This is a genomic window from Variovorax sp. NFACC27, assembly GCF_048301545.1.
GTDB classification, from domain to species: Bacteria; Pseudomonadota; Gammaproteobacteria; order Burkholderiales; family Burkholderiaceae_C; genus Variovorax; species Variovorax gossypii.
In genome coordinates this window covers 1834531-1858051 of record NZ_CP157613.1, presented here as the reverse complement: position 1 = coordinate 1858051, position 23521 = coordinate 1834531, and the positions used below count along the sequence as shown (strand labels likewise).

Annotated in this window: 24 protein-coding genes; 22 read left to right on the top strand and 2 right to left on the bottom strand. The window is 68.4% G+C overall.

The annotated features are described in order from the left end of the window. The 14 genes from paaI to ABL840_RS08585 all read left to right on the top strand — a co-directional run bounded on the left by paaI (position 1) and on the right by ABL840_RS08585 (position 14218). Positions 1 to 462 (top strand): hydroxyphenylacetyl-CoA thioesterase PaaI, encoded by a 462-nt coding sequence (gene paaI / locus ABL840_RS08650; protein ID WP_093306036.1) that lies wholly within the window; start codon positions 1 to 3, stop codon positions 460 to 462. A gap of 14 nt (positions 463 to 476) precedes the next feature. Continuing rightward, positions 477 to 1787, top strand: coding sequence for a phenylacetate--CoA ligase PaaK (gene paaK, locus ABL840_RS08645; RefSeq protein ID WP_093306038.1), 1311 nt, complete (start codon positions 477 to 479; stop codon positions 1785 to 1787). A 37-nt stretch (positions 1788 to 1824) separates the two neighbouring features. After that, positions 1825 to 2838 (top strand): 1,2-phenylacetyl-CoA epoxidase subunit PaaA, encoded by a 1014-nt coding sequence (gene paaA / locus ABL840_RS08640; protein WP_093306040.1) that lies wholly within the window; start codon positions 1825 to 1827, stop codon positions 2836 to 2838. Beyond that, positions 2835 to 3131: a 1,2-phenylacetyl-CoA epoxidase subunit PaaB gene (gene paaB, locus ABL840_RS08635; RefSeq protein WP_093196214.1), complete on the top strand. Its 297-nt coding sequence runs from the start codon at positions 2835 to 2837 to the stop codon at positions 3129 to 3131. Before paaA ends, paaB begins: the two co-directional genes overlap by 4 nt. Positions 3132 to 3145: 14 nt before the next feature. Beyond that, positions 3146 to 3925, top strand: a complete 780-nt coding sequence (gene paaC, locus ABL840_RS08630) for a 1,2-phenylacetyl-CoA epoxidase subunit PaaC (RefSeq protein ID WP_093196215.1) — start codon at positions 3146 to 3148, stop codon at positions 3923 to 3925. Then, on the top strand, positions 3925 to 4449 hold the full coding sequence (gene paaD, locus ABL840_RS08625; RefSeq protein ID WP_093306042.1) for a 1,2-phenylacetyl-CoA epoxidase subunit PaaD: 525 nt from the start codon (positions 3925 to 3927) through the stop codon (positions 4447 to 4449). Before paaC ends, paaD begins: the two co-directional genes overlap by 1 nt. Before the next feature lie 130 nt (positions 4450 to 4579). Then, on the top strand, positions 4580 to 5665 hold the full coding sequence (gene paaE, locus ABL840_RS08620; protein ID WP_093306044.1) for a 1,2-phenylacetyl-CoA epoxidase subunit PaaE: 1086 nt from the start codon (positions 4580 to 4582) through the stop codon (positions 5663 to 5665). 47 nt (positions 5666 to 5712) lie between these two features. Further along, a complete protein-coding gene (locus tag ABL840_RS08615) occupies positions 5713 to 6858 on the top strand; it encodes an ABC transporter substrate-binding protein (protein WP_093196218.1) in 1146 nt (381 codons plus the stop codon). Between the two features lie 131 nt (positions 6859 to 6989). Then, positions 6990 to 8018, top strand: coding sequence for a branched-chain amino acid ABC transporter permease (locus ABL840_RS08610; RefSeq protein WP_093306046.1), 1029 nt, complete (start codon positions 6990 to 6992; stop codon positions 8016 to 8018). After that, the gene (locus ABL840_RS08605; RefSeq protein WP_093196220.1) at positions 8015 to 9928 is read left to right on the top strand and encodes an ABC transporter permease subunit; all 1914 of its coding nucleotides are present in this window, start codon (positions 8015 to 8017) and stop codon (positions 9926 to 9928) included. The genes ABL840_RS08610 and ABL840_RS08605 overlap by 4 nt, the downstream gene beginning before the upstream one ends. Further along, positions 9925 to 10656 (top strand): ABC transporter ATP-binding protein, encoded by a 732-nt coding sequence (locus tag ABL840_RS08600; RefSeq protein ID WP_093196221.1) that lies wholly within the window; start codon positions 9925 to 9927, stop codon positions 10654 to 10656. The genes ABL840_RS08605 and ABL840_RS08600 overlap by 4 nt, the downstream gene beginning before the upstream one ends. A gap of 144 nt (positions 10657 to 10800) precedes the next feature. Further along, positions 10801 to 12861 (top strand): phenylacetic acid degradation bifunctional protein PaaZ, encoded by a 2061-nt coding sequence (gene paaZ / locus ABL840_RS08595; RefSeq protein ID WP_093306048.1) that lies wholly within the window; start codon positions 10801 to 10803, stop codon positions 12859 to 12861. Beyond that, the gene (locus ABL840_RS08590) at positions 12861 to 13628 is read left to right on the top strand and encodes an SDR family NAD(P)-dependent oxidoreductase (protein WP_093196223.1); all 768 of its coding nucleotides are present in this window, start codon (positions 12861 to 12863) and stop codon (positions 13626 to 13628) included. Before paaZ ends, ABL840_RS08590 begins: the two co-directional genes overlap by 1 nt. A gap of 29 nt (positions 13629 to 13657) precedes the next feature. Continuing rightward, positions 13658 to 14218 carry a methyltransferase family protein gene (locus ABL840_RS08585; RefSeq protein WP_093306049.1) on the top strand — a complete coding sequence of 187 codons (561 nt, stop codon included), beginning with the start codon at positions 13658 to 13660 and terminating at the stop codon, positions 14216 to 14218. 93 nt (positions 14219 to 14311) lie between these two features. Here ABL840_RS08585 and ABL840_RS08580 read toward each other — a convergent pair whose 3' ends face one another. Further along, positions 14312 to 14695 carry a hypothetical protein gene (locus tag ABL840_RS08580; protein ID WP_093306051.1) on the bottom strand — a complete coding sequence of 128 codons (384 nt, stop codon included), beginning with the start codon at positions 14693 to 14695 and terminating at the stop codon, positions 14312 to 14314. Positions 14696 to 14971: 276 nt separating this feature from the next. Here ABL840_RS08580 and ABL840_RS08575 point away from each other — a divergent pair, with 276 nt between their 5' ends. Beyond that, positions 14972 to 15604 carry an OmpA family protein gene (locus ABL840_RS08575; RefSeq protein ID WP_093306053.1) on the top strand — a complete coding sequence of 211 codons (633 nt, stop codon included), beginning with the start codon at positions 14972 to 14974 and terminating at the stop codon, positions 15602 to 15604. 52 nt (positions 15605 to 15656) lie between these two features. Here the strand turns inward: ABL840_RS08575 and panD are convergent, their stop codons facing one another. Beyond that, complete coding sequence (gene panD / locus ABL840_RS08570) at positions 15657 to 16058, bottom strand: aspartate 1-decarboxylase (RefSeq protein ID WP_093196227.1); 402 nt, start codon at positions 16056 to 16058, stop codon at positions 15657 to 15659. A gap of 243 nt (positions 16059 to 16301) precedes the next feature. Here panD and ABL840_RS08565 point away from each other — a divergent pair, with 243 nt between their 5' ends. From ABL840_RS08565 to ABL840_RS08535, 7 genes are all read left to right on the top strand, one after another. Next, the gene (locus ABL840_RS08565) at positions 16302 to 16757 is read left to right on the top strand and encodes a hypothetical protein (RefSeq protein WP_418116231.1); all 456 of its coding nucleotides are present in this window, start codon (positions 16302 to 16304) and stop codon (positions 16755 to 16757) included. Positions 16758 to 16915: 158 nt separating this feature from the next. Continuing rightward, the gene (locus ABL840_RS08560) at positions 16916 to 17512 is read left to right on the top strand and encodes a phosphatase PAP2 family protein (RefSeq protein ID WP_093196228.1); all 597 of its coding nucleotides are present in this window, start codon (positions 16916 to 16918) and stop codon (positions 17510 to 17512) included. Next, entirely contained in the window at positions 17509 to 18567 is a 1059-nt protein-coding gene (locus ABL840_RS08555) for a glycosyltransferase family 2 protein (RefSeq protein ID WP_176947586.1), read from the top strand. Before ABL840_RS08560 ends, ABL840_RS08555 begins: the two co-directional genes overlap by 4 nt. After that, positions 18564 to 20162 (top strand): ArnT family glycosyltransferase, encoded by a 1599-nt coding sequence (locus ABL840_RS08550; protein ID WP_093306055.1) that lies wholly within the window; start codon positions 18564 to 18566, stop codon positions 20160 to 20162. Before ABL840_RS08555 ends, ABL840_RS08550 begins: the two co-directional genes overlap by 4 nt. Next, entirely contained in the window at positions 20155 to 20985 is an 831-nt protein-coding gene (locus ABL840_RS08545; RefSeq protein ID WP_093306057.1) for a ChbG/HpnK family deacetylase, read from the top strand. Before ABL840_RS08550 ends, ABL840_RS08545 begins: the two co-directional genes overlap by 8 nt. Positions 20986 to 21218: 233 nt before the next feature. Continuing rightward, positions 21219 to 22172, top strand: coding sequence for a glycosyltransferase family 2 protein (locus ABL840_RS08540; RefSeq protein ID WP_093306060.1), 954 nt, complete (start codon positions 21219 to 21221; stop codon positions 22170 to 22172). Positions 22173 to 22195: 23 nt separating this feature from the next. Continuing rightward, a complete protein-coding gene (locus ABL840_RS08535) occupies positions 22196 to 23464 on the top strand; it encodes a TCR/Tet family MFS transporter (protein WP_093306063.1) in 1269 nt (422 codons plus the stop codon). Positions 23465 to 23521 lie beyond the last annotated feature (57 nt).

The following is a 23521-nucleotide window of genomic DNA, read 5'->3' as shown; positions in this document are numbered from 1 at the left end:
ATGGCCGACACCGTTTCTTCTTCCCGCACGCCCCAGCAGACGGCCGAGTACGTCCGCGACGGCATGTTCGCCAACGACAACGCCAGCAAGGGCCTGGGCATGCGCATCGTGGAGGTCGGCCCCGGCCAGGCCACCATCGAGATGCGCGTGCGCACCGACATGCTCAACGGCCACGCCATCTGCCACGGCGGCTTCATGGCCACGCTGGCCGACTCGACCTTCGCCTTCGCCTGCAACTCCTACGACGAGCTGACCGTGGCCTCGGGCTTCGCCATCGACTTCATCGCGCCGGCGCGCGAGGGCGACGTGCTCACCGCGCGCTGCCACGAGGTGTCGAAGGCCGGGCGCACCGGCGTGTACGACACCGAAATCACCAACCAGCGCGGCGAGCGCATCGCGATCTTCCGCGGCCGTTCCTATACAGCCAAGGGCCGCCCGGCCGTTCCGAACGCCGCCGCCTGAGGAGACAACACACCATGACAGTCAAACGCCCCGCCCCCGGCGAACTCGAGCCCATCGAAACCGCCAGCCGCGACGAGATCGCGGCACTGCAGCTCGCCCGCCTGCGCACCACGCTGCAGCGCGCCTACGAGAACGTGCCCCACTACCGCAAGGCTTTCGATGCCAAGGGCGTGCACCCCGACGACCTGAAGTCGCTGGCCGACCTGTCGAAGTTCCCCTTCACGGTGAAGAGCGACCTGCGCGACAACTACCCCTTCGGCATGTTCGCCGTGCCGCGCGAGAAGGTGGCACGCATCCATGCTTCGTCGGGCACCACCGGCAAGCCGACCGTGGTGGGCTACACGCTGCAGGACATCGACACCTGGGCCGACCTCGTCGCCCGCTCCATCCGCGCAGCGGGCGGCCGTCCCGGCGACATGGTGCACGTGTCGTACGGCTACGGCCTCTTCACCGGCGGCCTGGGCGCGCACTACGGCGCCGAGCGCGCGGGCTGCACCGTCATCCCGATGTCGGGCGGCCAGACCGAGAAACAGGTGCAGCTCATCCAGGACTTCAAGCCGAACATCATCATGGTCACGCCCAGCTACATGCAGGTGATCATCGAGCAGTTCGAGCGCCAGGGCCTCGACGCGAAAGACAGCTCGCTCAAGGTCGGCATCTTCGGCGCCGAGCCGTGGACCGAAGCCATGCGCCGCGACATCGAGGCCAGGGCCGGCATCGACGCGGTCGACATCTACGGCCTCAGCGAAGTGATGGGCCCCGGCGTGGCCAGCGAATGCGTCGAGAGCAAGGACGGCCCAGTCATCTGGGAAGACCACTTCTACCCGGAGATCATCGACCCCGAGACCGGCGAGCTGAAGGCCGACGGCGAGGAAGGCGAACTCGTCTTCACCTCGCTGAGCAAGGAGGCAATGCCCATCGTGCGCTACCGCACGCGCGACCTCACGCGCCTGTTGCCGCCCACCTCGCGCTCGTTCCGCCGCATGGGCAAGATCGTCGGGCGTAGCGACGACATGATGATCATCCGCGGCGTCAACGTCTTCCCCACGCAGGTGGAGGAGATCGTGCTCGCGCACCAGGCGCTCTCGGGCCTCTACCAGGTGCACGTGAGCCGCGCCGACAAGCTCGACCAGGTCGAGATCCACTGCGAGCTCAAGCCCGCCGACGCCACCTCGGCCGACCGCGCCGCCATCGGCGACTGGCTGCAGCACCGCGTGAAGACGCTCATCGGCATCTCGACGCGCGTGGTGGTCCACGGGCCCGACGAGATGGAACGCACCCAGACCGGCAAGGCACGCCGCGTGATCGACACGCGCCCGCGCTGACCAGGCCACTTCCAACATCCACCGAAAGGACACGCACATGTACACCCAGGCAATGGACACCATGGGCAAGGACGCGGGCGACGGCAAGCAGAAAGTCGTCCGCTCCGCCGAGGAGATGCAGCTCGAGGAGCGCTTCGACGCCCACATCGACGCCGGCGACTTCATCGAGGCGAAGGACTGGATGCCCGAGCACTACCGCAAGACGCTGGTGCGCCAGATCAGCCAGCACGCGCACTCGGAAATCGTCGGCATGCTGCCCGAGGGCAACTGGATCAGCCGCGCGCCCACGCTCAAGCGCAAGGCCATCCTGCTGGCCAAGGTGCAGGACGAAGGCGGCCACGGCCTCTACCTTTATGCAGCCGCCGAAACACTGGGCACCTCGCGCGACCAGATGTTCGACGCGCTGCACAGCGGCAAGGCCAAGTACAGCTCGATCTTCAACTACCCCACGCTGACCTGGGCAGACATGGGCACCATCGGCTGGCTGGTGGACGGCGCGGCCATCATGAACCAGGTGCCGATCTGCCGCTGCTCGTACGCGCCGTATGCGCGCGCCATGATCCGCATCTGCCGCGAGGAGAGCTTCCACCAGCGCCAGGGCTACGAAGCGCTGCTGACCATGATGACCCACGGCACCGAGGCGCAGAAGGCGATGGTGCAGGACGCGGTCAACCGCTGGTGGTGGCCCTCGATCATGATGTTCGGCCCGCCGGACGACCAGTCGCCCAACAGCGCGCAGTCGATGCGCTGGGGCATCAAGCGCTTCAGCAACGACGAGCTGCGCCAGAAGTTCGTCGACGCCACCGTGGAGCAGGCCCGCATCCTCGGCGTGACCCTGCCCGACCCCGACCTCAAGTGGAACGAGGAGCGCCAGGCGCACGACTTCGGCGCCATCGACTGGAGCGAGTTCTGGCGCGTGATCGGCGGCGACGGCCCCTGCAACCGCGAGCGGCTGCAGGCCCGCGTCGACGCCTGGGAAGACGGCGCATGGGTGCGCGAAGCCGCACTCGCCCACGCCAACAAGCAACAACCAATCAAGGAAGCAGCATGAGCACCGAAACGAAACAGGAATGGCCTCTGTGGGAGGTGTTCGTGCGCAGCAAGGCCGGCCTCGACCACAAGCATTGCGGCAGCCTGCACGCGGCCGACCCGAAGATGGCCATCCAGATGGCGCGCGACGTCTACACCCGCCGCCAGGAAGGCAGCAGCATCTGGGTGGTGCGCTCCGACCAGATCGTGGCCAGCGACCCGGGCGAGAAGGACATGTTCTTCGACCCGGCCGAAGACAAGGTGTACCGCCACCCGACCTTCTACGCGCTGCCCAAGTCCGTCGACCACATGTGAGCGGACGGGACGTCATGCAAGCATCGATCGAACTGAACCGCACGCCCGCCGTGCAATACCTGCTGCGCATCGGCGACACCTGCCTCGTGCTCGCGCAGCGCCTGGGCGAATGGTGCGGCCACGCGCCCGTGCTGGAGGAAGACATCGCGATGGCCAACATCGCACTCGACCTCGTCGGCCAGGCCCGCGCGCTGCTCACTCACGCGGGCAAGCTCGAAGGCGAAGGCCGCGAGCACGACGAGGACCAGCTCGCCTACCTGCGCGACGAGCGCGACTACTTCAACCTCACCATCGCAGAACTGCCGCGCGGCGACTTTGCCTTCGCCGTCGTGCGCAACACGATGGTGTCGACGCTGCTGAAGCTGCTGTGGCAGCGCCTCGCGGCGTCCAACGACAGCGAAGTGGCGGCCATCGCCGGCAAGGCGCTGAAGGAAGCGCGCTACCACCAGCAGCACTCGGGCGACTGGGTGGTGCGGCTTGGCGACGGCACCGACGAATCGCGCCGCCGCACCGAGAAGGCGCTGAAGCAGCTGTGGCTCTACATGCCCGAACTCTTCTTCAGCGACGAGGTGGATGCCGCGGCCAGCGCCAGCGGCCTCGGCCCCGCATGGAGCGAACTGCGCGAACCCTGGCTCGCCGAGATGCAGCAGGTGCTGGACGCGGCCGGCCTCGCCATGCCGAAGGAAGCCGCCTTCCGCAGCACCGGCAAGCACGGCGTGCACAGCGAGCACATGGGCTACATCCTCGCGGAGATGCAGCACCTGCAGCGCTCCTATCCCGGAGGCGTGTGGTGATGAACGCCCTGGCCTCGCGCGTCGATGCGGCATGGGCCGTGCTGAACACGGTGCCCGACCCCGAGGTGCCGGCCGTGTCGGTCTGCGACCTCGGCATCGTGCGCGAGGTGATCGAGCACGACGACGGACTGGAGATCGTTCTCACGCCGACCTACTCCGGCTGCCCCGCCACCGAGGCCATCGAGCACGACGTGCTGGCCGCCGTCGAGCAGGCCGGTCTCGGCCGCGCACGCGCTACCCTGCGCCGCGCGCCCGCCTGGACCAGCGACTGGATCAGCGACGAAGGCCGCGCCAAGCTCAAGGCCTACGGCATCGCGCCGCCCGCGCACCTGAACGCCGAGCAGGCCGCCAACACCGCCATGCCGATCAAGCTCTTCGGCCGCATCGCCGGAGAACGCATCGCCTGCCCGCGCTGCGCAAGCGAGCGCACCGAGCGGCTTTCCGCATTCGGCTCCACCGCCTGCAAGGCCCTGTACCGCTGCATGGCCTGCCGCGAGCCCTTCGAACATTTCAAGCCCATATGAAGAAACACCCCCAGGCTTCGCGCACTTCGTGTCGCTTCTCCTCCCCCCTCAAGGGGGCGTTGCCAGTGGCCCGGCAAAGCCGGCTCCACGGCAACCCTGGAAAAACGCTTGGCAATCCGGAGCACCTGGCATGAGCACCCTCTTCCACCCCTTGCGCGTGAAGGCCATCGAGCCCGACACGCACGAGGCCGTCATCGTCTCCTTCGAGGTGCCGGCCGACCTGCAGCAGGTCTTCGGCTTCACGCAAGGCCAGTACCTCACGCTGCGCCACGACATCGACGGCCAGGACCTGCGCCGCTCCTATTCGATCTGCGCCGGCCTCGACGACGGCGAGCTGCGCGTCGGCGTGCGCAAGGTGCGCGGCGGCGTGTTCTCCAACTGGATCAACGCCAGCCTGAAGCCTGGCGACACCCTGCAGGTGATGGCGCCGCAGGGCCGCTTCTTCGTGCCCATCGAGCCGGCATCGGCGCGCCACCACGTCGGCATCGCGGGCGGCAGCGGCATCACGCCCATCCTGTCGATCATGAAGACGGTGCTGGCGCGCGAGCCGCACAGCCGCTTCACGCTGATCTACGGCAACCGCCAGCTGCAGTCCACGATGTTCAAGGAAGAGATCGAGGACCTGAAGAACCGCTACATGACGCGCCTCGTGCTGCAGCACGTGTTCTCCGACGAGCACACCGATTCGCCCCTGGGCTTCGGCGTGATGAACCGCGAGAAGATCGGCGAGTTCCTCTCAAGCGTGGTGCCGGCAGCGGACATCGACCACGTGTACGTGTGCGGCCCCTTCCAGATGAACGACGAGGCCGAGGCCGCGCTGCTGGCGGCGGGCGTGCCGGAAGACCGCATCCACATCGAGCGCTTCGGCGTCGCGCTGCCCTCGGCCACGCAGGTGGGCGCGGTGGTGCACGAGGCACAGCCCGGCGACGCCAAGCAGTCGCGCATCACCATCGTGCGCGACGGCCTGCAGCGCGACATCACCTTCACCGAAGGGCAGCCGAGCATCCTCGACGCGGCATCGGCCGCCGGTCTCGAGGTGCCGTTCTCGTGCACCTCGGGCGTGTGCGGAACCTGCCGCGCGAAGTGCGTGGACGGGGAAGTCCGCATGGAAAGAAACTTCGCGCTCGACAAGAATGAAGTGGCCGCGGGTTTCGTATTGACCTGCCAGGCGCACCCCCTTACCGAACGCGTCACGCTGTCGTTCGACGAGCGCTGAGATACTTCAGGCCTCAACTTTTCATTTCAACCGGAGACAAGCCAACCATGAAATTCTTCAAGCCCCTGCTGACCGCCGCCCTTTGCGCCTCGGCCCTCGCGGCCTGGGCCGACGTCAACGTCGGTGTGACCATCTCGGCCACGGGCCCGGCAGCCTCGCTGGGCATCCCCGAGAAGAACACCATCTCGCTGATGCCCAAGACGATCGGCGGGCAGAAGATCAACTACATCGTGCTGGACGACGCCTCCGACACCACCGCGGCCGTCAACAACACGCGCAAGCTCATCGCCGAGAACAAGGTCGACGTGATCCTGGGCTCGACCACCACGCCGGCCTCGCTCGCCATGATCGACGTGGCCAGCGAAGCGCAGACGCCGATGATCTCGGTGGCCGCCTCGGCCCGCATCATCGAGCCGATGGACGCCAAGAAGAAGTGGGTGTTCAAGACGCCGCAGAACGACATCATGATGTCGCTGGCCATCGCCGAGCACATGGCCGCCAACGGCGTGAAGACCGTCGCCTTCATCGGCTTCTCCGACGCCTACGGCGAAGGCTGGTCGCAGGAGTTCGCCAAGGCCGCCGACCTGAAGAAGATCAAGGTCGTGGCCAACGAGCGCTATGCCCGCACCGACACCTCGGTGACCGGCCAGGCCCTGAAGATCATGGCCGCCAAGCCCGACGCGGTGCTTGTCGCCGGCTCCGGCACGCCGGCCGCGCTGCCGCAGAAGACGCTGAAGGAACGCGGCTACACCGGCAAGATGTACCAGACCCACGGCGTGGCCAACGCCGACTTCCTGCGCGTGGGCGGCAAGGACGTGGAAGGCACCTTCCTGCCCGCCGGCCCGGTGCTCGTGGCCGACCAGCTGCCCGCCAGCAACCCGGTGAAGAAGTCCGCCCTCGCCTATGTGGCCGCATACGAAGCCGCCTACGGCAAGGGCTCGGTCTCGACCTTCGGCGCGCACGCCTGGGACGCCGGCCTGCTGATGAGCTCGGCCGTGCCGGCCGCGCTGAAGAAGGCACAACCGGGCACGCCCGAGTTCCGTGCCGCGCTGCGCGACGCGCTGGAGCAGACCAAGGACGTGTCGGGCGCGCACGGCGTGTTCAACATGACCGCCGCCGATCACCTGGGTCTGGACCAGCGCGCACGCGTGATGGTCAAGATCGAAAACGGCACCTGGAAATACCAACCATAGGCTCGCCCCCAGGCTCCGCGCACTTCGTGTCGCTTCTCCCACCCCCTACCGGGGGCAACACCAGAGGCCCGGCAAAGCCGGTTCCTCGGTGTTCCTGAACTGAGTCACGGGCGACGCCCGAAGGTTGTTTTATGGATTTGCAGATCGCCCTGTTGCTCGGGCAGGACGGCATCGTGAACGGCGCGGTCTACGGACTGATGGCGCTCGCGCTGGTGCTGGTGTTTTCGGTCACTCGCGTGATCTTCATCCCGCAGGGCGAGTTCGTCGCCTTCGGTGCGCTGTCGATGGCCGCGCTGCAGGGCGGCCGCGCGCCCTCGACGCTGTGGCTGCTGCTGGCGCTGGCTGTGATCGTGCTGGTGGTTGAGGCCTGGCGCTGGAAGCGCGGCGCCATGGTCGACTGGCGCTCGGCGCTGACCTGGTGCGTGGCCTTCCCTGCCATCGCCGCCGTGCTGGTGCTCGGCTTCAAGCCCACCTCGCTCGCGATGCAGTCGCTCACCACGCTGGTGCTGATCGCGCCGCTGGGCCCGCTGCTCTACCGCGTCGCCTACCGCCCGCTGGCCGATGCCAGCGTGCTGATGCTGCTGATCGTTTCCGTGGCGCTGCACGGCGTGCTGGTCGGCCTGGGCCTCTTCTTCTTCGGCGCCGAGGGCTCGCGCACCAGCGCGTTCTCCGAGCTGCGCCTCGACCTCGGTGGCATTCCGGTCAGCGGCCAGTCGCTGGTGGTGGTCGGCGTCACGCTGGTGCTGGTGATCGCGATGTTCTGGTTCTTCGGCCGCTCGATGATCGGCAAGGCGCTTCGCGCCACCGCCATCAACCGCGTCGGCGCACGTCTGTCGGGCATTCCCACCGAACTCTCGGGCGACCTGAGCTTCGCGCTGGCCGCCGTGATCGGCGCCATCTCGGGCCTGCTGATCGCTCCCATCACCACGGTCTACTACGACACCGGCTTCCTGATCGGCCTGAAGGGCTTCGTGGCCGCCATCGTCGGCGGGCTCGCGAGCTATCCGCTGGCGCTCGCCGGCGCGCTGCTGGTCGGCCTGCTCGAGGCCTTCTCCTCCTTCTGGGCCAGCGCGTACAAGGAAGTGCTGGTCTTCACCCTGATCATTCCTGTGCTGCTGTGGCGCTCGCTGAACAGCCATCACGTGGAGGACGAGGAATGAACCCGTCGTCTTCACCCGCAACCGCATCCACCGCCGCGAACGCGGCGCCCGAGGGCCGTCCGCTCGTGACGCCGCGCGTGCTCACGCTCGTCTTCATCGTCGCGCTAGCGCTGGCCTGGGGCTGGCTGCCCGAGTTCACCGTTTCCGTGCTCAGCAACATCGGCCTGTACGCCCTGGTGGCGGTGGGCCTGGTGCTGCTGACGGGCGTGGGCGGCATGACCTCCTTCGGCCAGGCCGCCTTCGTCGGCATGGGCGCCTACGCCACCGCCTGGATCTGCACCTCGCCCACCGCCGCCGGCTGGCTCGGCGGCATCGCGGGCTCGGCGCTGGTGCCCTGGCTCGGCCTGCTGCTGGGGCTGGTGCTGACCTTCGCGCTGGCCTGGGCGCTCGGCGCGGTCACGCTCAAGCTCTCGGGCCACTACCTGCCGCTGTGCACCATCGCCTGGGGCCTGAGCCTGTACTTCCTGCTCGGCAACATGGAGTTCCTCGGCGGCCAGACCGGCATCACCGGCATTCCGCCGCTGGTTGTCGCAGGTGTGTCCTTCGCCACGCCGCGCATGCTGGGCGTGGTGATCTGGGCCGTGCTGCTGCTCGCGCTGTGGGCCATGCACAACCTGCTCGACTCGCGCGAAGGCCGCGCCATCCGCGCGCTCAAGGGCGGCCGGCTGATGGCCGAATCGATGGGCGTGGACACCGCGCGCCACCGCATCAAGCTGTTCGTGCTGGCGGCCCTGCTCGCGGCCATCTCGGGCTGGCTCTACGCGCACATGCAGCGCTTCGTGAACCCCACGCCCTTCAACCTGAACATCGGCATCGAGATGCTGTTCATGGCGGTGGTCGGCGGCGCAGGCCATCTCTGGGGCGCTGTGCTCGGCGCCACGCTGATCACCCTGCTCAAGGAGAAGCTGCAGGACGTGCTGCCCGCGCTGCTGGGCACCAGCGGCAACTTCGAGGTGGTGGTGTTCGGCCTGCTCATGTTGTTCGTGCTGCAGCGCTTTGCCGACGGCCTGTGGCCCACGATCGCGCGGCTCGCTCGCCGCTGGGTGCGCGAAGTGCCCCGCGCCGCCGGTGCCGGCCCCGCCGCATCGACCACGGCCCAGCTCGCGCAGCGCGCGGTGCCCGCCGCCGGCACCCTGCTGCTGCAGGCCGACGGCGTGAGCAAGCGCTTCGGCGGCCTGGTGGCCAACAACGACATCTCGATGACGCTGAAGGCCGGCGAGGTGCATGCTCTGATCGGCCCCAACGGGGCCGGCAAGAGCACCTTCTTCAACATGATCTCGGGCGTGGACGACCCGACCACGGGCGAAGTGCGTCTGGTGGGCCAACCGATGTCGGGCAAGCCTTCGCGCGCCTTCGCATCGCTGGGCCTGGGTCGTACCTTCCAGCACGTGCGCCTGCTGGGGCAGCGCAGCGTGGTGGAGAACGTCGCGCTCGGCGCCCATCTGCGCGCGAAGCGCGGCTGGCTCGCGGCGATGCTGCGTCTGGATCGCGCCGAGGAAGCCGCGCTCATGGCCGAAGCCCGTCGCCAGATCGAACGCTGCGGCCTCGGCGCGCATGCCGACACGCCCGCCGCGTCGCTCTCGCTCGGCCAGCAGCGCGTGGTGGAAATCGCCCGCGCGCTCGCCGGGCAACCGTCGGTGCTGCTGCTCGACGAGCCCGCCGCCGGCCTGCGCCATCTCGAGAAGCGTGCGCTGTCCGAGCTGCTCGCGCAGCTGCGCGCCGAAGGCCTCGGCATCCTGGTGGTGGAGCACGACATGGAGTTCGTGATGAACCTCGCCGACCGCATCACGGTGCTCGAGTTCGGCACCGTCATCGCAACCGGCACGCCCGCCGAAGTGCAGGCCAACCCGCGCGTGCTCGAGGCCTACCTGGGCGGCGCCGACGACGAACTGCTGGAAGACGCACGATGAGCCACCCCTTGCTTCAACTCGACGGCTTCTGCGTCGCCTACCGCACCGTGGAAGCGGTGCACAGCGTGCGCCTGCAGGTGAACGAAGGCGAGATCGTCACCGTGATCGGACCCAACGGCGCCGGCAAGACCACGCTGCTGTGCGCGGCCATGGGCCTGCTGCCTTCCACCGGCCAGCTGCTGCTGGACGGCGAGCGCGTCGCGCGTCCCAGCGTCGAGACCATGGTGGCGCGCGGCGTCGCGCTGGTGCCCGAACGGCGCGAGCTGTTCGGCGAGATGTCGGTGGAGGACAACCTTCTGCTCGGCGGCTTCTACCAGTGGCGCAAGGGCAAGCGCGACCAGCGCGCGCGCATGGACGAGATCTTCGCCATCTTCCCGCGCCTGCAGGAGCGCCGCGCGCAGATGGCCTCCACGCTCTCCGGCGGCGAGCGTCAGATGCTGGCCATCGGCCGCGCACTCATGGCACGCCCGCGCCTGCTGATGCTCGACGAACCCTCGCTAGGCCTCGCCCCGCTGGTGGTGCGCGAGGTGCTGCGCGTGGTGTCGCAGCTGCGCAGCCACGGCGTCTCGGTGCTGCTGGTGGAGCAGAACGCCCGCGCCGCGCTGCAGGTGGCCGACCGTGCCTATGTGCTGGAAATGGGCGCCGTGGCGCTCGAAGGCAAGGCGCGCGACCTGCTGCACGACCAACGAATCATCGACACCTATCTCGGTATCGGCAAGAAGGAATGACTTGACTTTCACCCTCCCCTGCTGGGGGAGGGCAGGGGTGGGGGCACAGCGGCCTCCACCGCCGCGCAGCCTTCGAGGACGGGGCTGCCCCCATCCCAGCCTTCCCCCAGCGGGGGAAGGAGCAACACGCAAAGGACTCGCACCATGACCACCACCCTCCAAAGCTACATCGCCGGCCGCTGGATCGGCCAGCAGGCCGCCCAGCAGCTGCGCAGCGCCGTCAACGGCAAGCCCGTGGCGAGCACGCACGCCGAGGCCATCGACTTCGCCGAGGCGCTGGCCTATGCGCGCCGCACCGGCATCCCGGCGCTCATGAAGCTCGACTTCCAGCAGCGCGCCGAACGCCTGAAGGCGCTGGCCAAGTACCTGGCCGCGAACAAGGAAACGCTCTACGCCATCTCGGCCCACACGGGCGCCACGCGCGCCGACAGCTGGATCGACATCGAAGGCGGCGCCGGCACGCTGAGCGCGTACGCCGGCATCGGCACCAACGAGCTGCCCTCGGGCAACCTGGTGCATGAAGGCCCGGCCTTCCCGCTCGGCAAGAAGGGCGGCTTCGCGGGCACGCACATCCTGGTGCCGCGCGGCGGCGTGGCGGTGCACATCGACGCCTTCAACTTCCCGGTGTGGGGCCTGCTCGAGAAGTTCGCGCCCAGCTTCCTCGCGGGCATGCCCTGCATCGGCAAGCCGGCCACGGCCACCAGCTATCTCACCGAGGCGCTGGTGCGGCTCATCGTGCAGTCGGGCATCCTGCCCGAGGGCTCGCTGCAGCTGGTCATCGGCAGCACAGGCGACCTGCTCGACCGGCTCGAAGGGCCCGACGTGGTCACCTTCACCGGCTCGGCCGACACGGCCGCGAAGCTGCGCGTGCATCCGAACATCGTGCGCCAGTCGATCCCGTTCAACGCCGAGGCCGATTCGCTCAATTGCGCCATCCTCGCGCCCGACGTGACGCCCGACGACGAGGAGTTCGATCTCTTCGTGAAGGAAGTGGCGCGCGAGATGACCATCAAGGCCGGCCAGAAATGCACGGCCATCCGTCGCGCGATCGTGCCGCGCCAACACCTGGACGCAGTGGCCGAGCGGCTGCGCGCGCGGCTGGCCAAGACCGTGGTGGGCGACCCTTCGCGCGAGGAAGTGCGAATGGGAGCGCTGGCCTCGCGCGACCAGCAGGCCGACGTGGCCGAGCGCGTCGCCACGCTGCTCAAGGGCGCGGAGCTGGTGTACGGCGAGCGCGACGGCTTCTCGCCGGTGGGCGACGGCGTGGGCGAAGGCGCTTTCTTCGCGCCCACGCTGCTGCTGAGCCGCAAGCCGCTGGAACATGACGCCGCGCACGACGTGGAGGCCTTCGGCCCCGTCAGCACGCTGATGCCCTACGACGGCATCGACGAAGCGCTGGCACTGGCCGCGCGCGGCCGGGGCAGCCTGGTCGGCACGCTGGTCACGCGCGACCCGGCCACCGCGGCCAAGGCCATTCCCGTGGCCGCCGCATGGCACGGCCGCCTGCTGGTGCTCGACCGCGAGGCCGCCGCCGAATCGACCGGCCACGGCTCGCCGCTGCCGCAGCTCAAGCACGGCGGCCCGGGGCGCGCCGGCGGCGGCGAGGAGCTGGGCGGCCTGCGCGCGGTGAAGCACTACCTGCAGCGCACCGCCGTGCAGGGCTCGCCCACCATGCTGGCCGCCATCACCGGCGAACACGTGCGCGGCGCGGCCGTGCGCGAGAGCGAGGTGCACCCCTTCCGCCGCTACTTCGAAGACCTGCGCATCGGCGACTCGCTGCTCACGCACCGCCGCACGGTGGGCGAGGCCGACATCGTGGCCTTCGGCGGCATCTCGGGCGACTATTTCTACATGCACTTCGACGAAGTCGCGGCCAAGGAGTCGCCCTTCGGCAAGCGCATCGCGCACGGCTACTTCGTGCTGTCGGCGGCGGCGGGCCTGTTCGTGTCGCCCTCGCCGGGCCCGGTGCTGGCCAACTACGGCCTCGACACGCTGCGCTTCACCAAGCCCGTGGGCATCGGCGACACCATCCAGGCACGCCTGACCTGCAAGCGCAAGATCGACCGCAACAAGAAGGACGCGAGCGGCCAGGGCCAGGGCGTGGTGGCATGGGACGTGGAAGTGACGAACCAGGACGGTGAACTGGTCGCCAGCTACGATATCCTGACCCTCGTTTCCAAGAAGCCCGAACCGCTCTCCACCTGATGTTCACCCTCTTCGACCTCACCGGCAAAGTCGCGCTCGTCACGGGCGGCAACGGAGGCATCGGCCTCGGCATGGCCCAAGGGCTTGCAAAGGCCGGCGCGCGCGTCATCGTGGCCGCGCGCAACGCGCAGAAGTCGGCTGCCGCGGTCGAGGCATTGAAGGCACTGGGCAGCGACAGCTTCGCGCTCGAGGCCGACGTAAGCGACGAGGCCTCGGTGAAGAAGCTCTTCGACGATGCCGCCGCGCGCTGCGGCCGGCTCGACATCCTCGTCAACAACGCCGGCACCACGGTGCGCAAGCCGGTCGACCAGCTCGCGCTGGACGAGTGGCACAAGGTGATGGACACCAACCTCACCAGCGCCTTCCTGTGCAGCCGCGCCGCGCACCCGCACCTGAAGGCCGCTGGCGGCGGCAAGATCATCAACATCGGCTCGATGATGTCGATCTTCGGCGCCGCCTACGCACCGGCCTATGCGGCAAGCAAGGCCGGCATCGTGCAGCTCACCAAGTCGACGGCGCTCTCGTGGGCGCCCGACAACATCCAGGTCAACGCGATCCTGCCGGGCTGGTTCGAGACCGAGCTCACCGACGGCGCCCGCAGCCAGGTTCCGGGCCTGTACGAGCGCGTCACGGCCCGCGCCGCGGCCGGCCGCTGGGGCCAGCCGGCCGACATCGCCGGCACCGCCGTGTTCCTCGCCAGCGCCGCCTCCGACTACGTGACGGGCACTGCAATTCCCGTAGACGGCGGCTTCTCTATTTCGGGCTGAAGCCCGCGGGCCGTGTAAATTCGCCCGCCATGCTCTTCTGGATCCAGCTCTTTCTTCTCGTCGCCGGCTCGGCCGCGCTGGTGTACGTGTCGCGCGGCCCCCTGAGCCAACCGGGCTCGCACGGCTTCTACCGTTTCTTCGCGTGGGAATGCATGCTGGTGCTGATCGTGGTCAACCTGCCCGTGTGGCATGACGACCCGTTCTCGCCGAAGCAGATCATTTCCTCGCTCTTCTTCGTGCTGTCGATCTGGCTGCCGATACACGCGGTGCGGCTGCTCAAGGCACAGGGCAAGCCGAGCGATGCACGCAGCGACGACCCGGCGCTCTACGGCTTCGAGAAGACCTCGGCCATCGTCAGCAGCGGCGCCTTCCGCTACATCCGCCACCCCATGTACACGGCGCTGCTGCTGCTGGCCTGGGGCGCCTTCCTCAAGCAGTTCACCTGGCTCACGCTGGCGCTGGTGCTCGCGGCCACGGTGCTGCTGATCATGACGGCGCTGCGCGACGAGCAGGAATGCATCGCCCATTTCGGCGACGAATACCGCGCGTACATGCGCGGCACGCGGCGCTTCATTCCGTTCGTGTTCTAGGGCCTGTTCGCCCAGCTCAAGGGCGCGCAAGGCCTTCCGCCGCGCCAGAGAGACAGCGCCCCGCGAGGGGCGCTTTTCACGTTGACCCGATGCTCAGCACGCCTTGCCGTGGGCGACGTGCGCGCCCTTGGCCTTCGCATCGGCTTCGGACATGTACGAGCCGCGCTTGGTCTTGCCGAAGTACTTGTCGTTGGCGCAGTGATAGACCTTGCCGTTGACCCACACCTGGCCGGCGGTGGGCACCGCTGCGGGAGCGGCGGCAGCAGGCGCGGCGGCTGGCTTGGTCGCTGCCGGCGCGGGTGCAGCCGCAGCAGGCGCAGCAGCGGGCTTTGTCGCTGCCGGAGCAGGCGCAGCGGCGGCAGGTGCTGCAGCAGCCGGTGCCGCGGGGCTGGTCGTCGCGGGAGCGGATGGCTGCTGTGCAAAAGCAGAGACGGCAAAGACGGAACTGGCCGCCAGCAGGAAAAGGGTCTTCTTCAAGATCGCTCCTTGTGAATCGCACGAAAGCACGTGCATGTTGCGACCAACGCCTCCGCGGCAACGCAGTTGACGAACGTCTCTCCCGATATGTGACGAGCCGTACGGCGCGAGACCTATTTCACGTATGCAAGGAAGAGATGAGGCTTCGCGGCTTCTGCGAGGCCTTCGCTGTCGGCGCAAGCGTGTGCGCACGAGTTGTTCCCTTCGGATCGAGCGCCAGTGCGGGAGATCGCAGGCGCTGCCGATCCGGATCCGAACCATCGAAAAGGGAAGAACATGAAGATCACGCTGACCTCTCTCGCCATCGCCGCCGCGCTCCTCGCAGGCTGCGCATCCGAGCAAGCAACCCATACGGCCGTAGGCACCGGTGCCGGCGCGGCAGTCGGCGCGGGTGTGGGCAACCTCATCGGCCGCGACAAGAAGAGCACGGCCATCGGCGCGGCGGTCGGTGCTGCCGTCGGCGCGGGCGTCGGCTACAACTGGACCAACATCCGCAACAAGCTCAGCAACCAGACCGCGGACACCGGCACGCAGATCATCGATCAGCCGGACGGCTCGCTGAAGCTCAACATTCCCAGCCAGGTGACCTTCGACACCGACAGCGCCACCATCAAGCCATCGTTCCGCAACGTCCTCGACGGCGTGGCCCAGACGATCGCGCAGGAGCCCAACATCAATGCGCGCGTGGTCGGCCACACCGACAGCACCGGCAATGCCGAGCACAACATGGCGCTGTCGCAGCGCCGCGCGCAAAGCGTGGGCGCCTACCTGATCGACCATGGCGTGAAGAGCGCGCGCCTCTCGACCGAGGGACGAGGCCAGACCCAGCCAGTGGCGAGCAACGCCACCGAAGACGGGCGCACGCAGAACCGCCGCGTCGAGATCTACCTGAAGCCGGTCTCGCAGTAAGCGAAGGCCAAACGCGGCGCGCACCGGGCCGTTGCCGGACGGTGCGGTCCCGTCAGGCGACGACGGCCTCGCCGGAAGCCGCCTGCACCGGAACATGCGAGCGTTCTTCCTTGATGCGATTGGCATCGTCGACGAACACCAGCCTGGGCTCGTGGTTCGCCACCTGGTCCTCTGGCACCAGTCCGAACGCGGCGATGATGATCAGGTCGCCCACCGACGCGCGGCGCGCAGCCGATCCGTTCACCGAGATGATGCCGCTGCCGCGCTCGCCGCGAATCGCGTAGGTCACGAAGCGCTCGCCGTTGTTGATGTTCCAGATGTGGACCTGCTCGTTCTCGGCCATGTTGGCGGCATCGAGCAGGTCTTCATCGATGGCGCAGGAGCCTTCGTAATGCAGTTCGCAGTCGGTCACTGCGACGCGATGGATCTTGGACTTGAGCAGGGTACGGAACATGGAGCGGGTTCTTTCTCTCTGGCAAAGGACAGGGTTGTCTGTCGTTCATCGATGAACGGCGCGCCGGCTCACTGAAGGCCACGGGCACGCGGGGGCGAAGAATAGCCGAGGCACGGTCAGCCTCCGGACAGGCAACCGACGAGCGCCCTCGAAGACCCTTTCATACGCGCGTCATCTTCAACCTTGCGGGATGCTGACCCGCACGATCAGGTTCCGTTCACACGAGCCTCCTAGCATTCCCTCATGCTGTTGCTGCTCGCGCGCGTTCGCCGTTTTGTCGAGGCACACCACAAGGCGTGGTGCGTCGCGGGCATCCTGCTGATTTTTCTGCAGCCCTTCATCGCAGTGCATTTCCGCTGCGACGGGCTGGAAGACGAGCCGATGCTGCGGGTACGCAGCGCGAGCGACACCACGCAGTTCGAAGCCGACGATCGCGCGGACCATCCGACGGACCGCGAGACCACCGTGTTCGCGCAGGCGCCTGCAAGCATCGATCACCCCGATGCATTCGACCTTGCGCTGAGCGCGTTGATGGCAATGGTGCTTGCACTGCTGCCGCTGGCGGTGGCTGCCTCACGGCTCGCCGTTCCCATCGTGCGCGAAGCGCCCGAACACGTGCCGCCGCACGGCGGTGCACCGCCTCCGGCGCAACCCTGGCGGCGCCTGCCGCCGACCGTCGCCCCGCCTTCCGCCACCTGAGACACGACGCCTCGCGCGTCGGGCGGTCTGCTGCGTCACGCAGCGGGCTTTCTCTTCCCTGTCGAAAGGTCCGACATGTCCGGTTTCCATTGCTGCGCCCGTTGCGCCGCGCGGCATCGCACGTCCTCTGTTTTCCAGAACCCGCCGAAGGTGGCGTCATGAATGCGCTGAACCTCTCGCTCTTCCAATGGCTCACGGCCGGCAGCCACCCGACCGCGTGGGTGCTTTTCGTCGCATCGGCCTTCGCGCTCTGGGGCGCCTGGCTGTGCGCTGGCGTTCTCGTCTACGCGCTGTGGCGGCATCGCGCCGACCGCGCCTATCTGTTCATCGTCGCGGCCCTCTCGGGCTTCGCGTCGATGGTCTCGCATGCGATCGCGACCTCGCTGAACACGCCGCGCCCCTTCATGCTGGGGCTGGCTCCCTCGTACATCGAGCACGCGGGCCGTGGCTCGCTGCCGAGCACGCACGCGACCGTGATGTTCATGGTGGCGCTGGCCTTCCTGCTGCGCCCGAGCCTGCGCAGGTTGAGCGTGCCGCTGCTGGTGCTGGCCGCCGCCACTGGCTGGGCACGCGTCTACGTGGGCGTGCATTTCCCCATCGACATCGCGGCCGGGCTGCTGCTCGGAGCCGTGATTGCCGGCCTGGCCGCCGTCGCGCAACGGCTCGCGCACCGATTCGTTTCTTTTCCAACGTCGCCAGCCGGCCGCACTCGCGACAACACGAACGCGGCCGCTTCGCCATGGAGGCTTCCATGATCTCTTCGACCGACAACAGCAGGCATTCGCGACCGCCGATCCGCCTGCCGCAGGCCGACACCCCCGCGCCGCTCACGGACACCGCCGTGGCGTCCGCACCGCCGGCCGGCGCGCGCAGCATCTCCTGCGTGATCCCGTGTTTCAACGAGGCGGCGAACCTGCGGCACCTGCTGCCGCTGCTGGAGGACATCCTCTGGGCCACGCACATGCGCTGGGAGATCATCGTGGTGGACGACGGCAGCACAGACGACACCGCCGCCGTGGCCGAGGCGTGGTGCGAGCTCTCGGGCTTCCGCTGCATCTCGCTGTCGCGCAACTTCGGCAAGGAAGCCGCGCTCACCGCCGGCCTTGCCGCCGCCACGGGCGACGCCGTGGTGCTGCTCGACGGTGACCTGCAGCACTCGCCCGAGCTCATCCACACCATGATCGCGCAGTGGGTGGCCGGTGCGGAGGTGGTGTACGCGGTGCGCCGGGAACGCAGCGACGAAAGCCGCTTCAAGCAGGTCGGCAGCAGGCTCTTCTACAACCTGCTCAATGCGTCGGACCGCTTCGCCGTGCCCAGGGACGCGGGCGACTTCCGGCTTATGGACCGCAAGGTGGTCGACGCGCTCATGAGCCTGCCCGAGCGCAGCCGCTTCATGAAGGGCCTGTACGCCTGGGTGGGCTTCCGCGCGGTGGCGCTGCCCTACACGCCCGCGCCGCGCGCCGAAGGCAAGAGCACCTTCAACGCGCGCCGCCTGGTGCGGCTGGCCATCGACGGGCTCACGGCCTTCACCACATGGCCGCTGCGCGCGGTCAGCGTGGCCGGCCTGATGCTGGCGGTGCCGGCATTCGCCTACGGCGCCTACGTGGCCATCGACTACCTGCTGTTCGGCAACGAGGTCTCGGGGTGGACCACCATCGTCGTGAGCCTGATGTTCTTCATCGGCATCCAGATGATCTCCACCGGCATCGTGGGCGAGTACATCGCGCGCATCTACGAGGAGGTCAAGGGACGCCCGCTGTACGTGGTTCGCCACGAACGCGGCACGGGACTCGAGACCGGGAAGACATGAAACGGTCGACCTCCGCATCGTGGACTGTCCCTCAACCGTCATGGCTCATCGTCGCTCTCCTCACCTGGCTGCTGGCCACGGCATGGATCCGCCCGCTGATGGCGCCCGACGAAGGCCGCTACGGCGGCGTCGCCCTGGCAATGCTGCGCTCGGGCGACTGGCTGGTGCCCCGGCTCGACGGACTGCCCTTCTTCCACAAGCCGCCGCTCTTCTACTGGATCGGCGCGGCCGCGATGGCGGTCACCGGTCCGGTCGAATGGGCAGCACGGCTGCCTTCGATCCTCGGCGGGGGCGCGGCGGCGGCGGCGCTCTTCCTCTTCCTGCGCCGGTGGTCGACGGCGCGGCTGGCACTGCTGTCCACGGTGGTGCTGGTGACCACGCCCTTCTTCTTTCTCGGCGCGCAGTTCGCGAACCTCGACATGCTGGTGGCGGGCTGCATCTCGGGCACGGTGCTGCTGGCGGCCGGCGCGGCGCTGGCCAGGGAGCGCGAGGAGCCATGGCGGGCACTGCTGGCCGGCGCCTACCTGTTCGCGGCGGCCGGGCTGCTGGCCAAGGGGCTGATCGGCCTCGTGCTGCCCGCCCTGGTGATCGCGGCCTGGTGCGCGGCAACGCGCAGGCTCGCGGCGCTGCGGCTCGCGCTGTGGCTGCCGGGCTGGGCCGTCCTGCTGATCGTGGCCGGCCCGTGGTTCGTCGCGATGCAGATGAAGTACCCGGAGTTCTTCGACTACTTCGTCGTCACGCAGCACTTCCGCCGCTTCGCGTCCACGGGCTTCAACAACGAGCATGGCTTCTGGTTCTACCTGCCAGTGCTCGCCGGTCTCACGCTGCCATGGTTCGCATGGGTGTTCGTGCCTCGGGGGGCGGACGACTCCGCGCGGCACCGCCAGCCCGACATCGACCGGCTGATGTGGATCTGGCTCGCGGTGATCGTGGTGTTCTTCTCGCTGCCGCGCTCCAAGCTCGTCGGCTACGTGCTGCCCGCGCTGCCGCCGCTGGCGTACCTGATCGCGCAGCGCGTGCTGGCGGGCCGCCCGCTCGAGGCCCTGCTGCCAAGGGTGCGCGCGACCACGCTGGCCGCGGCCGTGGTGTGCATCGGCTGCGTGATCGCCGTCGCGATGTATGCCTCGCCGCCGGGCACGCGGCTGAAGCTGCCGGCTGGGCAAGCGGTGGCACCGGGTGACCAGGTGCTGATGCTCGACAGCTACCACTACGAGATCCCCTTCTACTGGAACCTGCGCGAGCCCGTGCTGGTGTCGGACGACTGGAAGGCCGCCGCCCTCGACACGCGCGACAACTGGCGCAAGGAGATCTCGGATGCCGCCCGGTTCGACCCGGCGCACGCCGCGCGCACGCTGGTCGATCGCACGCAGCTCGCGGACACGCTGTGCGTGCCCCGCACCACCTGGCTGGTCGGTTCGAACACGGCGCAGCTCGCGAACCCCTGGCTCTTCCGTGCGCAACTGGTGGCGGTGAACGACGGCCTCGCCGCCTGGCGCTTCGCGGGCAGCCCCACCGGCGATCCGCACTGCCTGGATGCACCGCTCGCGCCGGCACCCGCTTCGGCACAGTCCCCGGGAACGCACGGCGATGAGTGAGCCGTCTCGCTACCTCTGCATCTGCGCCGATGACTTCGGCATGAGCGCGGGCATCAACTCGGCCGTCCTCGATCTCGCCGAACAGGGAAAAATCTCCGCGACCGGCGGCATGGTGCGCCGAGAAGCCTGGCTGGCCGGCGCGCGGATGCTGAGGCGCCTCGACCCTGCACAGTTCGACACCGGCCTGCATCTGGACCTCACCCGGCCCGCTCGTGCCGGCGCCCCCGAGCCCGGACTGGGCGGACTGCTCGCGCGGACCTACACGCGCACGGTGTTCGCGCCCGGCCTGCAAGCCGACATACGCGACCAGCTGACGCGCTTCGAGGACGCCATGGGCCGTGCGCCCGCCTTCGTGGACGGGCACCGGCACGTGCACCAGTTCCCGGTAGTGCGCGAGCTGCTGGTGGAAGAGATCGCGCGGCGCTATGCGGGCGCGCCGCCGTGGATACGCAGCACGGCGCCGGGCTGGCGCCACGGCCCCGATCGGCTGAAGGTCAGGGTCATCCATTCGCTGGGCGGCTCGCGGCTGAACGCATTGGCTGCGAAGCGCGGCATTCCCACCAGCAGCCGGCTCCTGGGGGTCTACGACTTCTCCGGAGGCATGGAACAGCACGAGCAGCGCCTGTCGGACTGGCTGTCGGCCTGCCGCACCGGCGACGTGCTCATGTGCCACCCCTCAACCGGCATCGTGTCCGGCGATCCGCACGGCAGCGCGCGGCGGCGCGAGTACACGGCGCTGCTCGGGTTGCAACTCGCAACGGCCGGCGGGAGCGGGAGGATCGAGCTTGCGCCGCTGTCGCAAACCCTGCGGCAGGCTCGATGAAAACCTCATCAAAAAATTTCATCACCTGTTCGCAGCCTGCAATATCCACCGAATGGATACGAATTCGCTATAGCGCCGGAACGCGTGGGCAGCACGGGTTCACACTTCCGTATCAACAAGGACAAGAACAAGGGCCGAAGCCCTACTGAAGCCGCTCTTTCACGCAGGTAGCGGTGCTTAGAATCGCCGTCGGTTCAGGCTCACGCCCAGCCTTCACTCCCCGGAGAAACGCGATGTCCTTGTCGTTCGGTGCAGTCGTCGTCACGTACTTCCCCACCGACGGGCAGCTGGCCAATCTCCGTACGCTCGCGCAATCGTGCCCGCGCCTCTGCGTGGTCGACAACACACCCGAAGCAGGCAATTGGCACGGCGCGCTCGCCGGCCCGGGCATCACCGTGCTGCACAACGGCAACCGCGGCGGCATCGCGGGTGCGTTCAATTGCGGCATCGCCGAACTCGAAGCGCAAGGCGCCGAACTCTTCTTCCTGCTCGACCAGGATTCGGTGCTTCCGCCCGGCTACTTCGACGACATGTGCAAGGCCGCGGCAGTGGCCAGCGAAAGAGAAGAGGGAGCGGCCTTCCTGATCGGCCCGCTCGTACACGACACGAACCTGGATGCGCTCATTCCCCAGTTCGGCCTCGAGGGCAAGCGCGTCTACCAGTTCGACCTGCGCAAGCCATTCACCGAGCCGCTGGTCCGCTGCGCCTTCATGATCTCTTCGGGCTCGCTGATTTCGCGTGCCGCATGGACCCAAATCGGCCGCTTCGACGAACGCTACGTGATCGACCACGTCGACACCGACTACTGCATGCGCGCGCTGCGCGGCGAAGTGCCGCTCTACCTGAATCCGGCCGTCGTGCTGCGGCACCAGATCGGCGACCTCCAGGCCCGGTCGCTGTTCGGCTGGAAGATCTACGTCATCAACTACCCGGCCGCGCGGCGCTACTACCTGACGCGCAACGCGCTCGATCTCTCGCTCGCTCATGTGCGTGCCTTCCCCGCGATCCTGTTCATCAACGTCTATACGTTGAAGCAGATCCTTCCCATGCTGATCTTCGAGCGCGACCGCCTGCGCAAGAGCCTCGCGCTGATGTTCGGCGTGCTCGACGGCCTGCTCGGCCGGCTGGGAGGCATCCGCGAGGCGCGTCCCCGCGTGGGCGAGTACCTGAGCCGCAACAACGGCTGAGCAACGGGCCGAACGAACCCGCGATGAACTCGCCCCTTCAAGCACCACGAGCACGCCGCGCCGCACTCGTCTTCATCTTCGTCACCGTCCTGATCGACTTCCTGGCGTTCGGGCTGATTCTTCCCGGCCTGCCGCACCTGGTGGAGCGCCTCGCCGGCGGCAGCACCGCGACGGCGGCGTACTGGATCGCGGTGTTCGGCACGGCGTTCGCGGTGATCCAGTTCATCTGCTCGCCCATCCAGGGCGTCCTGTCCGACCGTTTCGGGCGGCGGCCGGTGATCCTGCTGTCGTGCCTCGGGCTGGCCATCGACTTCGTGTTCATGGCCCTGGCCGACAGCCTGCCGTGGCTCTTCATCGGCCGGGTGGTGTCGGGCGTGTTCTCGGCCAGCCTCACAGCGGCCAACGCCTACATCGCCGACGTGACGACGCCGGAAGAGCGCGCCAAAAGCTACGGCATCGTGGGCGCGGCGTTCGGCGTGGGCCTGGTGCTCGGGCCTGTGCTCGGCGGGCAGTTGAGCCACATCGATCCGCGCCTGCCGTTCTGGTTCGCGGCCGGCCTGACGATGCTCAACGTCTGCTACGGATGGTTCGTGCTGCCCGAGTCGCTGCCGCCTGAGCGGCGCAGCCCCCGGTTCGACTGGTCGCATGCCAACCCGATCGGCTCGCTGGTGCTGCTGAAGCGCTATCCGCAGGTGTTCGGCCTCGCGGCGGTGATCTTCCTCATGAACCTCGCGCAGTACGTGTACCCGAGCGTGTTCGTGCTGTTCGCCGACCGGCAGTTCGGCTGGAAGGAAGACACCGTGGGCTGGGTGCTCGGCCTCGTGGGCGTGCTCAGCGTGCTGATCAACGTGCTGCTGATCGGGCCGGGCGTGAAGCGCTTCGGCGAGCGAAGCGCCCTGCTGTTCGGGCTCGGCTGCGGCGTGCTCGGCTTCGTGATCTACGGCTTTGCCGACGTGGCCTGGATCTTCCTGGCCGCGCTTCCCTTCGGCACGCTGCTGACCTTCGCCGCACCGGCGGCGCAGGCCCTCGTCACCCGGCAGGTCGAGCCCGCCGAGCAGGGCCGGGTGCAGGGCGCGCTGACGAGCCTCGTGTCGGTGGCCGGCATCGTCGGGCCCGCGATGTTCGCAGGCAGCTTCGGCTACTTCATCGACGCTGGCTCGCCAGTGCAGTTGCCGGGCGCGCCGTTCTTCATTGCCGCGGTGTTCCTGGACATCGGCGTGCTGATCGCGTGGCGCTACACGCGGCCGGCGGCGCAGGCGCGCAGCATCGCCGCAGCGGTCGAGCCGACCTGATGCAGCCGGTCGCGTAACATCCGCGCCACCCTCCTTCCGCGCCCTCCCGCCCGTCTC